Here is a 12,989-nt window from a genome sequence, read left to right as displayed (position 1 = left end):
GTGTGTCGGTGTTATAACAACTCCGAACATCGAAAACGACCCCGTAACAGAATTTCAATACTCCAGGTGTGTCGGTGTTATGAGTATAAGAATAAGAGATTTAAGATTATATCGCTTTATTTCAATACTCCAGGTGTGTCGGTGTTATAAGGGCTTGAAAATAACCGTTTCGTGAAACAGGGCATTTCAATACTCCAGGTGTGTCGGTGTTATACCCTCTCTCTTCTCCACTCTCTCATCATCGCTATATTTCAATACTCCAGGTGTGTCGGTGTTATACCCTCTCTCTTCTCCACTCTCTCATCATCGCTATATTTCAATACTCCAGGTGTGTCGGTGTTATAAAAGCTAAAAAAAGCTCAAAACTTAATTAAAGCAGATTTCAATACTCCAGGTGTGTCGGTGTTATTCATTTTCATACTCATTTTTTGCGTCAAAAATAGCGTATTTCAATACTCCAGGTGTGTCGGTGTTATATTGTCGGTAAAGTATTAAGCTCGGAAGTTAAGGAAAATTTCAATACTCCAGGTGTGTCGGTGTTATCGGGCTATCGATATTCAAAACAATTACTTCAACGCTATTTCAATACTCCAGGTGTGTCGGTGTTATAGAAGGCGACGGCATTTTTTCTCCTGATTGGCTCGAATTTCAATACTCCAGGTGTGTCGGTGTTATTTTTAGAAAAGTCGATTCCGTCTACGAATTTTTTAGCATTTCAATACTCCAGGTGTGTCGGTGTTATGGAGAGTAAAATGAAAAAAGTAATAAAAGAATTAAGATTTCAATACTCCAGGTGTGTCGGTGTTATTTCTTTGTATAGTTCTAAAACTAACACCGAATTCCTATTTCAATACTCCAGGTGTGTCGGTGTTATAAAGTAAAAGAAGCTACGGCGTGGATGATTGCTTTATTTCAATACTCCAGGTGTGTCGGTGTTATATATACTGTTATGCATTTAGCTGTATAATTTGTATAATTTCAATACTCCAGGTGTGTCGGTGTTATGCATTATTTTTCGGGGAAGTTTTATACTTTCGTCCCGTTTTTTAGGGTTTTTCCAATCTTTTTTCAAAAAAACAAAAAATTCTCAAACATCTTTTTATTACCCGATTATATCGAAGAATTTAGAGAGTTGTCAATAATTGAGGTTGGAAAAAAGGGATTATGCCATCCCTTTTGTTTCCAAGTATTTCGTATCGTAGTTGTTGTTTAGGAAGTCTTCGTTTTCAAGCATTTTTAGGTGGAAAGGAATAGTCGTTTTTATTCCGCTGACTTTGAATTCTCTAAGAGCTTCTTTCATAATCTCGATAGCTTCGTTTCTGTCTCTTCCCCATGTGATTACTTTGGCTATCAAGCTGTCGTAATATTGAGGAATAATATATCCTGCGTAAATATGAGTATCGACTCTTACGTCTTTTCCTCCAGGGATATATAGTTTTTGGATTTTTCCGGGGCTTGGGATGAATTTTTCCGGGTCTTCGGCTAAGATTCTGCACTCTATTGCGTGACCTTTGATTTCGATTTCGTCTTGGCTCGGGATTTTTTCGCCTTCTTCCACTCTTATCATCCACTCTACCAAATCAAGACCCGTTACCATTTCGCTTACGGGATGTTCCACTTGAAGTCTCGTATTCATCTCCATAAAGTAAAAGTTCAAGTCTTTATCTACCAAAAATTCGATAGTCCCGGCACTATAATACCCGATAGCTTTTGCCGCTTTTACGGCTGTTTCGTGGAGTTTTTTTCTTGTTTCTTCATCAAGGATAGTAGCCGGAGATTCTTCTATAAGCTTTTGGTGTCTTCTTTGAAGCGAGCAGTCTCTCTCACCCAAATGAATTACGTTTCCGTGTTTATCTCCCAAGATTTGCACTTCTACGTGGCGAGGTTTTTCGATATATTTTTCCATATAGATAGTCGGGTCGCCAAATGCACTCTCGGCTTCGCTACTTGCGGCTAAAAACGCATTTTCAAGGTAGCTTTCGTCTTCGACGACTCTCATACCTCTACCCCCGCCTCCGCTTGCGGCTTTGAGGATTACGGGATATCCGATTTCACGTGCTACTTTTTTCGCTTCTTCTACGTCTTTTATAGCGCCTTCACTTCCGGGAATTACGGGAACACCGGCTTTTTTCATAACTTCTTTAGCTTTAGATTTATCCGCCATAAGCTCCATTACTTCCAAAGAAGGACCTATAAAAGCGATATTGTGAGCTTTACACACCTCTACAAACGTCTGATTTTCGCTCAAAAACCCGTATCCCGGAAAAATAGCGTCACATTCGGTCATTTCGGCAGCCGTAATGATTGCCGGGATGTTTAGGTAGCTTTGGTTGCTCGGTGCGGGACCGACACAAACCGCCCCGTCAGCAAATTCAAGATAAATCGCTTCTTTATCGGCCGTAGAATATACGCAAACGGCTTCTTTGTTTAGTTTGTGGATGGCTCTTATCGCTCTTAGTGCGATTTCGCCTCTGTTTGCTATTAAGATTCTTTTCATTAGCTTAGCCTTTTTACCCTAAATAATGGAGTGTCGAATTCCACCGGCTGACCGTCTTCCACCAACACTTCCAAAATCTCGCAGTCAAACTCCGCTTCAAGCTCGTTCATAATTTTCATAGCTTCGATAATACATAAAGTTTGACCTTTTTTTACTTTGTCTCCCACTTTTACGTACGGAGGAGAATCAGGGCTCGGCGCTTGATAAAAAGTACCTACCATAGGAGATGTTATCAAATCACCCTCAACTTCACACTCAGGTTTCGCTTCTACTTTTTGTACGACAGGAGCGTTTTCTACCGACGTGATTTGTTGCGGTGCGCTTGCTTGCGGCGCTACCGTAGCAGCGGCACTCGGAGCTGTTTTATCAAGATAGATTCTGAATTCTTCGGTTTCAAGCTCGAGAATATTCGTTTTTGATTTATCAAATGCCTCAAGCAGTTTTTTTAGTTCTCTTAAATCCATATAAGTCCCCTTTTTACTGAGTTTAATAAAATAATAACATAATTTTGATACAATTTTAAATAATTTAAATGATATAAAAATGGCTGATATAGCAATTGTAAGCCGGTTTTAAAGGATATGAATGGGTGTCAAGTCTGATAAGTGGATTAGGACTATGGCTAAAAATTTCGGCATGATAGAGCCGTTTGAAGAGAAGCAGGTAAGAAAAGGAATCATAAGCTACGGAGTGAGCTCTTACGGATACGATATAAGAGTCAGCGACGAATTTATGGTATTTACGAATATCAACTCCACAGTCGTAGACCCTAAAAACTTCGATGAAAGAAACGTCGTAAAAATCAAAGGCGATTGTATTATTCCTCCGAATTCCTTCGCACTTTGCAGAAGCGTGGAATATTTCAGGATGCCAAGAGACGTTTTGGCGATATGCGTAGGAAAAAGCACTTACGCAAGATGCGGTATCATCGTAAACGTAACGCCAATCGAGCCCGAATGGGAAGGACATATAACTATAGAAATCTCAAACACTACGCCACTTCCGGCGAAAATCTACGCAAACGAAGGAATAGCTCAGCTTATTTTCTTAGGCGCGGATGACGATATGTGCGATATAAGCTACGCGGACAAAGGCGGAAAATACCACGGACAGCAAGGTATTACGCTTCCTAAGGTGGATAAATGAAACTATGTATCGCCCTTGACAATCCGACAAAAGAAGAAAACCTAAAACTCGCAAACGAACTAAAAGAGTACGCAAACGATTTATGGCTGAAAGTGGGATTTAGAAGCTACATAAGAGATAATAACCGATTTTTAGAAGAGTTGAAAAATTTAGGTTATAATATCTTTTTGGATTTGAAACTATACGATATTCCCAATACTATGGCGGATGCCGCGGAAGAAATCGCAAAACTTGATATTGATATGTTTAACGTACACGCAAGTGCGGGAATAAAAGCGATGCAAACGGTAATGCAAAGGCTTTCGAAATTCCAAAAAAGACCTCTTGTGCTTGCGGTTACGGCGCTTACGAGTTTCGATAACGAAGAGTTTAAGCGAATATACGGCAAAGATATAAACGAAAAAGCCGAAGAGTTCGCAATCGACGCGCACAAAGCCGGACTTGACGGCGTGGTTTGCAGTGTTTGGGAGAGTCTTGATATCAAAAAAGCGACTTCAAACGATTTTATAACCCTAACTCCCGGAATCAGACCTTTTGGCGAAGATGCGGGAGACCAAAAAAGAGTGGCGGATATAAAAGCCGCAAAAGAAAATTCAGTTGATTTTATAGTAGTGGGAAGACCGATATATAAATCGCAAAATCCCAAAGAAAAAGTTGAGAAGATATTAAAGGAGATTAAATGAAAAAAATTTTAATAGGAATAAGTGCGGCGGTTATGCTTTTTGCAAGCCAAAACACTCAAAAAGAAGCTATGGAAGCGCTAAAAGCAAGCCCGCTTTATAATCAGATTATAAAAGCTAAAAAAGAAGGACTTCCGATAAAAGCTCAAAAAATCGACGGACTTTACGTATATAGACTTACGACTCCAAGAGGTGTAATTTATATCTATCTGACTGCCGATAAAAAATATACGTTTATAGGAAACGCAATCGACAACAAAACAAAAAAACCTATCCAAATTGCAAAAAACGCAAACATCATCAATAAAGGCGTTATGTTTACTTTCGGTAAAGGTAAAAAAGAGATTTATCTCGTAACAGACCCTGAGTGTCCGTTTTGTAGAAAAATGGAAGCTATGAAAAAAGATATTTTGGAAAAAAACTACAAAGTTCACGTAATATTACTACCTCTTCCGTTTCATAAATACGCAAGACCTATGAGTTATTATATCTTGGCAGGTAAAACGGACGCCCAAAGAGCTAAAAGAATGAAAGAAGTACTCTCTGGCAGCGACGCTTGGAAAAAATTCAAACCAACAAAAGAGCAAATCAAAAAATTCGAAGAAGAGCTTAAAAACGCTCAAATAGCAGCGGAAGAGCTTGATGCAAGAGGAACTCCGAGCGTATTTGATAAAAATTTCAATCCTATTCCTTGGCCTACTTTAGGAGATAAAAAATGAGTCTTGCGAGTAATTTCGTAGATGCGACTCTTTGCTGTGCGCTAAAAGTAATAAGAGCTCTTCACGAAGAGCTCAATCTTTTTGAAGAAAAAGGGATAGGATTCGGAGGAGACAGAAGCCTAAACATCGACCTTATCGCCGAAAAGATTTTTATTAAAAAACTTAGCGAATTCGGAAATATTCTAAGCGAAGAAGCGGGATTTATCGATAACGGAAAAGATAAAAAAATCGTAATCGACCCGATAGACGGGAGCTATAACGTATCAAACAATATTCCTTATTTCGGATGTAGTGTTTATTTTGAAGATACGGCAAGCGTAGTTGTTAACTTAAGCAACGGGGATTATTTCGTAAAAGATGACAAAGGTAAAAGATTTGACAACCTATTTAGAAAACCGTTTCACGCAAATTTTAGACATGACGTAATTCTATTCGAAAAAGCGTATCAAAACCCTGATATGGTAGCCAAACTCGCAAAACACAGCCTAAAATTCAGAGCTCCGGGAGCTCTTAGCCTCTCTTTATCATACGGAGAAGCGAGCAAAGCCGTAATTTATAAAGGCGAAATCAGAGAATTCGACATCGCAGCGGCAAAATTTTATAATAGCGATTGCCATTGGCACTTTGAAGAGGACTTAATCGTAATGAGTCCTAAAAAAGAATATTTGGAAGAAGTTTTAAGTATAATAAAGGAATAAAAATGGGATTTGGAGATTTCTTGAAAAAATTTAAAAAACCTCAGCCGAGCAAACAAGAGCAGACTACATGGGTAAAATGTCCTGCGTGCGGGGCTATTAGTTTTTATAAAGAAGTTCAAAAACAACACAATACTTGTCCGAAGTGCGGGTATCATTTTAGGATGAGTGCACAAGAGAGAATCGAAATGCTCGCAGACGAAGGAACGTTTGTAGAGTATGACAAAAACTTAGAACCAAACGACCCTCTAAACTTCGTAGACAAAAAAAGCTACAAAAAAAGAATCGAAGAAAACTACAAAAAAACCGGTAGAAAAAGCTCGGTTATCTCGGGTGAATGTAAAATAAACGAAATCCCAACCCAACTCGTCGTATTTGATTTTGCGTTTATGGGCGGAAGCTTAGGAAGCGTAGAAGGCGAAAAAATCGCAAGAGCCGTTATGAGAGCTATAGAAAAAAGACAAGGACTCGTAATAGTATCTACAAGCGGCGGTGCGAGAATGCAAGAGAGTACTTTTAGTCTTATGCAAATGGCAAAAACTTCTGCGGCACTTGCAAGTTTAGCGGAAAACAAACTTCCTTATATTTCAGTACTAACAGACCCTACTTTCGGCGGTGTTAGTGCTTCTTTCGCCTTTTTGGGAGACTATATCATCGCAGAACCGGGAGCTATGATAGGTTTTGCGGGACCGAGAGTCATAAAACAAACAATCGGTGAAGATTTGCCTGAAGGCTTCCAAAGAGCCGAATTCCTACTCGAACACGGCCTTATCGATATGGTCGTAAAAAGAGACGAACTTAAAAAAACAATCTCCGATTTACTAAGATTTTCATTAAAGAGCGCATCTTAATGGCTCTTTATGCCCTTCTTGATTTCGATACTCTCAAAAAATACGATATAAGTATAAAAGACTTTTGTAAAACCGCAAAAGGCTTAAAAGCAAAAATCATCCAATACAGAGACAAAAACTCCTCTCTTGAAGAAAAAAAGCAACGACTTTTAGAAATAAGAAAATATTGGAAAAAGACTCTTATTATCAACGACATAATCGAGCTTTTACCATATTGCGACGGCATACACATCGGACAAGAAGACCTCGAAAATCTCTCTCAAAAATATAATCTCAGCAAATACGAAATAATAGAAAAATTAAGAACGGGCGAGCTATTAGAATGGAAAATAGAACATGGAACATGGATAATAAAGAATGAAAAAAATTTTCCATTATCCGTTGTCAATTATAAATTTATTGTCGGTCTCTCCACCCACAACAAAGAAGAAATATTAGAAGCGAACAAGCTTCCACTAAGCTATATAGGTTTAGGAGCCTACAGACCAACCTCCACAAAAGACACTTCCAATATTTTGGGGCAAAAAGTTATAGAGCTCATAAAATATTCTTATCATCCGGTTGCAGTTATCGGAGGCGTTAAAATTTATGATAAAATTCCGTCAAAATTTAAAGTTGTAGGAAGTGATATATGCAGATTAACGTCTTCTCGATCGAAAAAAAGGAAGATTTCAAAAAGGAAATTGAAGAGTTTATAAAAAAATCAAAACAATTCGCCAACGTCAAAAATATCACGCTTTACTCAAAAAACCTCGCAAAAACGAACAATCCTCAACAAGAGTATTCAAAAATCTTTGAAAAATATACCCAAAACGGCTTTAATATTATCCTAACTCCCGAAGGTAAACTTATAGACAGCTATGAATTTTCAAAGTTTTTTGAGCACTCTTTGGTTAATTTTTTTATTGCGGGGGCTTACGGATTTGATGAAGATTTTAAATCAAAGGGTGTGAATATTTCGCTCAGTCCCCTTACCATGAGCCATAAAATTGCCAAATTAGTGCTATTCGAACAAATTTACAGGGGGCTTAGCATAAAACACAATCATCCTTACCATAAATAAAAAGGAGAGAGAATGAGTATCAATATCAACCATTTTAAAGAAATTTTGCTTATGAGAAAAGCGGAGCTTGAAAAAATTTTATATAATATCTCAAACGAAATAAACGACATCAGCAAATGCGACATTAAAGACGACGGAGACTTCGCCGCTGCAAGTATGGATAGCGGTAGAGACTACCAAATTTATCTCAACCAAAAAAAAGAACTTGCCGAAATCGAAGAAGCATTAAAAAGAATCGAAGAAGGAACATACGGTATTTGCGAAATGTGCGACGAGCCTATCCAAGAAGAGAGGCTAAAAATCAAGCCGTACGCAAAATATTGTATAATATGTAGAGAAATTATTGAGAAAGAAGGCAAATGAAAAAGTACTTTATTTTCGGAATTATTTTTATTGCGCTTATTACGCTTTTCGTTTATATCGAAAACAATACGTTTACTACGTTTTCGTTATTAGGAGTTAATATCTCGCTCCCGAACGCCGTGTGGATTGCGGTATTTTTGGGAGTGTTTTTTCTTTTTTCTATTATTTTCTTGGGATTTATCAACCTAAAAGGCTCCCTTTTTCAAAAAAATATAAAAAAAGATACTCAAACCCTAATTAACAACATCAAAAACAAAATCCTTTTTATCGACCAAACCAAAGAGGTAAAAGTCCTTAAAAACATCAATCAATTCGTAAAAAACAACATAAACGGGCTTGAAATTCTGCCTAAAAAAATAGAAGGTTTCGAGTTTTTGGAAGATATAGAAAAACTAAAAAACGGCGAAACGATAGAAATCAGCAAATACAAACTAAAACCAGAAAACCCGTGGTTTATTCTAAACGTAAAAAACAGACTTAAAAAAGAACCTAACTACGCAAGAGAAGTGCTTAAAAAATTCAAAAACGAAGAGCTTAAAAAAGAAGCCTTTTACATCTACGCCCAAAAAGCTCCGGTATATGAGATTTTGAAATATCCTTACGATATTACTTTTGATATCGTAAAATCTCATATTAACGAAGAAGGTTTTGAAAAATTACTTGAAAAAGCGAAACTCTCTCCAAAAGAAGAAATAGAAATAGCAAAAGAACTATACGGGAAAAAAGACCCCGATAGCGAGCTTGAGACTATCAAACCTCTAAAATGGGGATACGCTTATATGGCTATAAAATATTCGCATTTTGATCTTGCAAGACAAATAGTAGAAGAAAACAACCTGAAATTTTTCGAATATTACCTCAACCTACCTCAAAAAGACGATATCGATGAGTACATCGACTCACAAATCTGCTAAATATTTCTTAGCTCCCCTTGCGGGATATACCGACCTACCTTTTAGAAGTGTTGTAAAAAAATTCGGCTGCGATATGACGTTTAGCGAAATGATAAACGTCAACGCAATCGCTTACAACAACGAAAAAACGAAAAAAATGATGCAAAAATCTCCTCTTGAAACCCCTTATTTCATTCAAGTAGCCGCAAATAACGTCGAAAACGCTATAAAAGCCGTAGAAATCATAAACGAAATGGAAGAAGTCGACGGAATAGATATAAATTTGGGCTGTCCCGTAAATAAAGCCAGAAGAAGCGGATTTGGAGGAGTGCTTCTTAAAGACGAAAACAAAGAAAAACTAAAAGAGATAGTAAGTGCTATCGTAAAAACCTCAAAAAAACCCGTAAGCGCCAAAATGAGACTCGGATTTGACGAGATAGTCGCCGTAGATAGAGCTAAAATGCTTGAAGATTTGGGAATAGAGTTTCTAACCGTACACGGAAGAACGGTCAAACAGATGTATAAAGGTCAAGCAAACTACGAAGAGATAAAAAAAGTAGTAGAAGCCGTAAATATTCCCGTAATCGCAAACGGAGACATTACCGACTACGAAAAAGCGAAATTCGTTCTTGAATATACCGGAGCCGTAGGAGTTGCTATCGGTAGAGGAGCTATCGGAAAACCTTGGATTTTTCTTGAAATGAAACAACAAGGAGATATCACTCCACAGCAGAAAAAAGAGGTGATTTTGGAACATTTCGACCAGATGATATATTGGTACGGCGAATACGGAGTGATTTTGTTTAGAAAACACGCTCACGCCTACTCAAAAGGAATTGCAAAAGCCTCAGAATTCAGAAGCAAAATAAACGAAGTAAAAGACGCCAAAACAGCCAGAGAACTTATTGAGGAGTATTTTTAGTGTTTAACGGACTGATAAGAGAAACGGCGAAAATTAAAAGTTTTAGCAACAATAAACTGAGAGTTATTGCAAAATATAAACCTCAAATCGGGGATAGCATAGCAATAAACGGGGTTTGTTTGACGGCTACGAAAATATATCCCGACGGGTTTGAGGTGGAGTTATCTCCCGAGACTCAAAAAATAGTACCTCTTGAGAATTATCAAGCCGGAAAATACGTACATATCGAACCTGCTTTGAGATTCGGGGATAGGATTGACGGACATTTGATTCAAGGACACGTCGATGCTATCGGAGAGATACTTGAAATCAAAAAAACACAAAATTCATACGACGTAATTATAAAAACGGACCCCAAAATTATGAAATATATCGCTCCAAAAGGCAGTATTGCAATTGACGGGGTGAGTCTTACGATAAACGAGGTATTTAGCGACAGATTTCGTCTGACTATTATCCCTCATACGTTTGAAAATACGCTTTTTAAATACTACAAAATCCACCAAAAAGTAAATATCGAAACGGATATGTTTGCAAGATACATCTATCATATGCTAAAAAAATCCCCCGAAGATATAAACGAAAAAATTTTAGCTTGGTGGTGATTATTTAAGGTTTTTCAAAAATTGTTTGGCTTCATCCAAATCGAAAAGAGGTATCAATTCTCCGTTTTTTACGTAATACCACTCTCTTTTATCCACTTTTTTACCGGTTGTTAGCCTCGCTTCTATTACGTCGTTTTCGAAAATCTCTATATCCCAATCTTCTTTGTAGGATTTGCCTTTTTTGCACCACTCTTTGCCGTTTGATGCGTAAAATTCCCTCTCTATTTCATCTCCTACCAAAAAAAGCTTCGCTACATAAGCAGGACCGAATTTGGGAGTAAAACAATCATCGGTTTTAAAGTGTATCCATTTGCCTTCTCTTCTTTTTAGAAGTTCGGCTTTTGCTTTTTCTATAAGCTCGTGAAGCTCTTCAACGCTAAATTTACTCAAATCCATTGTGCCTCTTTTTTTTGGAATTATACACAATTAAGCAAACTTTAAGAAATTTAATGTTTTAACCTTTTTTTAACTTATGTGATTTATACTTATATGTCTAAACTAAACTTTTAAGGAGTGGAAATGAAAAAATTAGCATTGGCAACAGCACTTAGTGCGTTTTTGTTTGCGGCGAATATTCACCTAAACGTAGATAAAACGCCTATTAAAAGAGTGGCGCCGAATCAAAACGGGCTTGTAATGTCTTTTGCGCCTATAGTGCAAAAAGTAATTCCAAGCGTAGTAAATATCTCGACCGAAAAAGTGGTTGAGACAAGAATTCCGGAACAATTCAGAAGATTTTTCGAAGACCCGTTTTTAAGAAGATTTTTCGGACCTTTCGGAAATATTCCTAATCAACCGCAAAAAAGAAAAGAGTTTGCCCTCGGAAGCGGTGTTATTATCTCTAAAAACGGATATATCGTAACAAACTATCACGTAATCAGCGGTGCTACCAAAATCATCGTCAAAACACACGACGGAAAAAAATACAAAGCCAAACTCATCGGTAGCGACCCTAAAACAGACCTTGCGGTAATCAAAATCGACGCAAAAAACCTACATCCTATCACTTTTGCGGATTCAAGCAAGGTAAAAGTCGGAGATATGGTACTTGCGATAGGAAATCCTTTCGGACTTAGCGAAAGCGTAACGCACGGAATAGTTAGTGCGCTAAATAGAAACTCAATCGGTCTAAACGCATACGAAAATTACATCCAAACGGACGCTGCAATCAATCCCGGAAATAGCGGCGGCGCACTTGTGGATTTAAAAGGAAGACTTATCGGTATCAATTCCGCAATTATCAGCAGAAGCGGCGGAAACAACGGTATCGGATTTGCTATTCCGAGTAATATGGTTAAATTCGTAGCGGTATCTTTGATTACAAAAGGAAAAGTGGTTAGAGGATATTTGGGAGTATTAATAAGCAATATCGATTCAAGCAAAGCAAAACTATACGGAATCGGATACGGAGTACTCATAAATAAAGTAGAACCTAACAGCGCGGCGGCAAAAGCCGGACTCAAACCGGGAGACATCATCGTAGCGGTTGACGGCGAAAAAGTAACAAACGCCGGAGAACTTAGAAACAAAATCGCATTTAAAGGTGCTGGAGCGAAAGTAAAACTAAGAGTATATAGAAACGGAAAATTCATCACAATCGAAGCGACTCTAAAAGCTCTAAAAACAAAACAAGAGACAATCCAAAACGTTAAATTACTCAAAGGATTAACTCTAAAAGAAGAAAAAAATAGCGTTGTCATCGAAAAAGTGGACCCTAACAGCTACGCAGCTATGATGGGACTACAAAAAGGTGACAAAATCGTAAGAGTAAAAACAATCAAAACAGGAAAATGGGTAAAAGTCACATCAATAGACGAGCTCAAAAATCTACTAAAAGGGCTTGATAGAGGCGATGCTCTAATCGAAGTGGAGAGAAAAAATCAACTCTTTATCGTTCAACTTTAATTCTCTCCTCTTTTTTATTTTGCAAAAATATCTCTCAGACACCTATTTTTAAAAAGAAAAAAAGGAGAAGATTAAACGTCGAAATCTCCTCCGAAATCACCGAAATCGTCAAATCCGCTATCAAAATCGTTATCTGCCAAATCTTCTTCGTAGCTTTCAAAATAGTCGCTATTCATTATATCGTCACTCGCAACTTCATCCGAAAGCTCGTCCACTTTCGTATCAAGCTCATCAAGTTTGGAATCTATTTCGTCAAGCTTAGAGTCTATTTCGCTAAGTTCGTTATCCAAAACGTTATTAATTTCTTGCTCATCCAAACCGATATCGTGTCCGAACTGCGCAGGTGATACCGAATGGTTAAAAAGCAGATTATAAAGCCCCATTCCGGCCATCGCTCCCGCCATAGAGCCTAAAAAGCTACTTCCAAAGCCGCTTCCAAAACTCCCTGAAGTCGAATTCTGAGGCTGGTTTTGTTGAGGTTGAGCCGCTTTCAAATCTTGGCTTGAGAACTTTTTTTCGCCTTCTCCCAATTTTTCTTCTATTTTAGCGACTCTTTTGTCAAGCTCGTCCACTTTTTGAACGAGTTTTTCAAGCACCATTCCCATTTTTTTAAGTGTATTTTCCATACTTTGCATATCCATTTTCCTCTC

At 37.7% G+C, this 12,989-nt stretch carries 16 protein-coding genes and 1 CRISPR repeat array (1 of these 17 only partly in view); of the genes, 12 read left to right on the top strand and 4 right to left on the bottom strand.

The features are described 5' to 3' along the window. A CRISPR array of direct repeats spans window positions 1–1,005; the repeat unit is 30 nt; unit sequence ATTTCAATACTCCAGGTGTGTCGGTGTTAT; it reaches 80 nt to the left of the window's first position. A 157-nt stretch (window positions 1,006–1,162) separates the two neighbouring features. Together EDC58_RS08935 and accB are read right to left on the bottom strand one after the other, a co-directional pair. Then, window positions 1,163–2,497, bottom strand: coding sequence for an acetyl-CoA carboxylase biotin carboxylase subunit (locus EDC58_RS08935; protein WP_123353176.1), 1,335 nt, complete (start codon window positions 2,495–2,497; stop codon window positions 1,163–1,165). Beyond that, window positions 2,497–2,961, bottom strand: coding sequence for an acetyl-CoA carboxylase biotin carboxyl carrier protein (gene accB / locus EDC58_RS08930; protein ID WP_123353175.1), 465 nt, complete (start codon window positions 2,959–2,961; stop codon window positions 2,497–2,499). The genes EDC58_RS08935 and accB overlap by 1 nt, the downstream gene beginning before the upstream one ends. A gap of 121 nt (window positions 2,962–3,082) precedes the next feature. Between accB and dcd the strand changes: the two genes are divergently transcribed. Genes dcd through ribE form a run of 11 tightly spaced genes read left to right on the top strand, consistent with a single transcriptional unit; the run spans window position 3,083 to window position 10,434 of the window. Next, on the top strand, window positions 3,083–3,643 hold the full coding sequence (gene dcd / locus EDC58_RS08925) for a dCTP deaminase (protein WP_123353174.1): 561 nt from the start codon (window positions 3,083–3,085) through the stop codon (window positions 3,641–3,643). Then, entirely contained in the window at window positions 3,640–4,326 is a 687-nt protein-coding gene (pyrF, locus tag EDC58_RS08920) for an orotidine-5'-phosphate decarboxylase (protein WP_123353173.1), read from the top strand. The genes dcd and pyrF overlap by 4 nt, the downstream gene beginning before the upstream one ends. After that, window positions 4,323–5,042 (top strand): thioredoxin domain-containing protein, encoded by a 720-nt coding sequence (locus tag EDC58_RS08915; RefSeq protein WP_123353172.1) that lies wholly within the window; start codon window positions 4,323–4,325, stop codon window positions 5,040–5,042. Before pyrF ends, EDC58_RS08915 begins: the two co-directional genes overlap by 4 nt. Next, complete coding sequence (locus tag EDC58_RS08910; RefSeq protein WP_123353171.1) at window positions 5,039–5,740, top strand: FIG domain-containing protein; 702 nt, start codon at window positions 5,039–5,041, stop codon at window positions 5,738–5,740. Before EDC58_RS08915 ends, EDC58_RS08910 begins: the two co-directional genes overlap by 4 nt. A gap of 2 nt (window positions 5,741–5,742) precedes the next feature. Continuing rightward, window positions 5,743–6,588: an acetyl-CoA carboxylase, carboxyltransferase subunit beta gene (gene accD / locus EDC58_RS08905; RefSeq protein WP_123353170.1), complete on the top strand. Its 846-nt coding sequence runs from the start codon at window positions 5,743–5,745 to the stop codon at window positions 6,586–6,588. Further along, entirely contained in the window at window positions 6,588–7,286 is a 699-nt protein-coding gene (locus EDC58_RS08900; protein WP_123353169.1) for a thiamine phosphate synthase, read from the top strand. The genes accD and EDC58_RS08900 overlap by 1 nt, the downstream gene beginning before the upstream one ends. Next, the gene (locus tag EDC58_RS08895; RefSeq protein WP_123353168.1) at window positions 7,220–7,651 is read left to right on the top strand and encodes a 23S rRNA (pseudouridine(1915)-N(3))-methyltransferase RlmH; all 432 of its coding nucleotides are present in this window, start codon (window positions 7,220–7,222) and stop codon (window positions 7,649–7,651) included. The genes EDC58_RS08900 and EDC58_RS08895 overlap by 67 nt, the downstream gene beginning before the upstream one ends. A 12-nt stretch (window positions 7,652–7,663) precedes the next feature. Next, window positions 7,664–8,014: an RNA polymerase-binding protein DksA gene (gene dksA, locus EDC58_RS08890; RefSeq protein ID WP_123353167.1), complete on the top strand. Its 351-nt coding sequence runs from the start codon at window positions 7,664–7,666 to the stop codon at window positions 8,012–8,014. After that, window positions 8,011–8,928 (top strand): hypothetical protein, encoded by a 918-nt coding sequence (locus EDC58_RS08885; protein ID WP_123353166.1) that lies wholly within the window; start codon window positions 8,011–8,013, stop codon window positions 8,926–8,928. Before dksA ends, EDC58_RS08885 begins: the two co-directional genes overlap by 4 nt. Continuing rightward, window positions 8,900–9,829 (top strand): tRNA dihydrouridine synthase, encoded by a 930-nt coding sequence (locus EDC58_RS08880; RefSeq protein ID WP_123353165.1) that lies wholly within the window; start codon window positions 8,900–8,902, stop codon window positions 9,827–9,829. Before EDC58_RS08885 ends, EDC58_RS08880 begins: the two co-directional genes overlap by 29 nt. Next, window positions 9,829–10,434 carry a riboflavin synthase gene (gene ribE / locus EDC58_RS08875; RefSeq protein ID WP_123353164.1) on the top strand — a complete coding sequence of 202 codons (606 nt, stop codon included), beginning with the start codon at window positions 9,829–9,831 and terminating at the stop codon, window positions 10,432–10,434. The genes EDC58_RS08880 and ribE overlap by 1 nt, the downstream gene beginning before the upstream one ends. Here the strand turns inward: ribE and EDC58_RS08870 are convergent, their stop codons facing one another. After that, a complete protein-coding gene (locus tag EDC58_RS08870) occupies window positions 10,435–10,830 on the bottom strand; it encodes a hypothetical protein (protein ID WP_123353163.1) in 396 nt (131 codons plus the stop codon). A gap of 123 nt (window positions 10,831–10,953) precedes the next feature. On the opposite strand from EDC58_RS08870, the gene EDC58_RS08865 reads away from it, so the two are divergent. Next, a complete protein-coding gene (locus EDC58_RS08865) occupies window positions 10,954–12,339 on the top strand; it encodes a DegQ family serine endoprotease (protein ID WP_123353162.1) in 1,386 nt (461 codons plus the stop codon). Between the two features lie 71 nt (window positions 12,340–12,410). Here the strand turns inward: EDC58_RS08865 and EDC58_RS08860 are convergent, their stop codons facing one another. Next, window positions 12,411–12,980 (bottom strand): hypothetical protein, encoded by a 570-nt coding sequence (locus tag EDC58_RS08860; RefSeq protein WP_123353161.1) that lies wholly within the window; start codon window positions 12,978–12,980, stop codon window positions 12,411–12,413. Window positions 12,981–12,989 lie beyond the last annotated feature (9 nt).

Source organism: Caminibacter pacificus, from assembly GCF_003752135.1.
GTDB classification, from domain to species: Bacteria; Campylobacterota; Campylobacteria; order Campylobacterales; family Nautiliaceae; genus Caminibacter; species Caminibacter pacificus.
The sequence above is the reverse complement of the archived record's forward strand: the minus strand, read 5'-3'. Positions and strand labels throughout refer to the sequence as shown.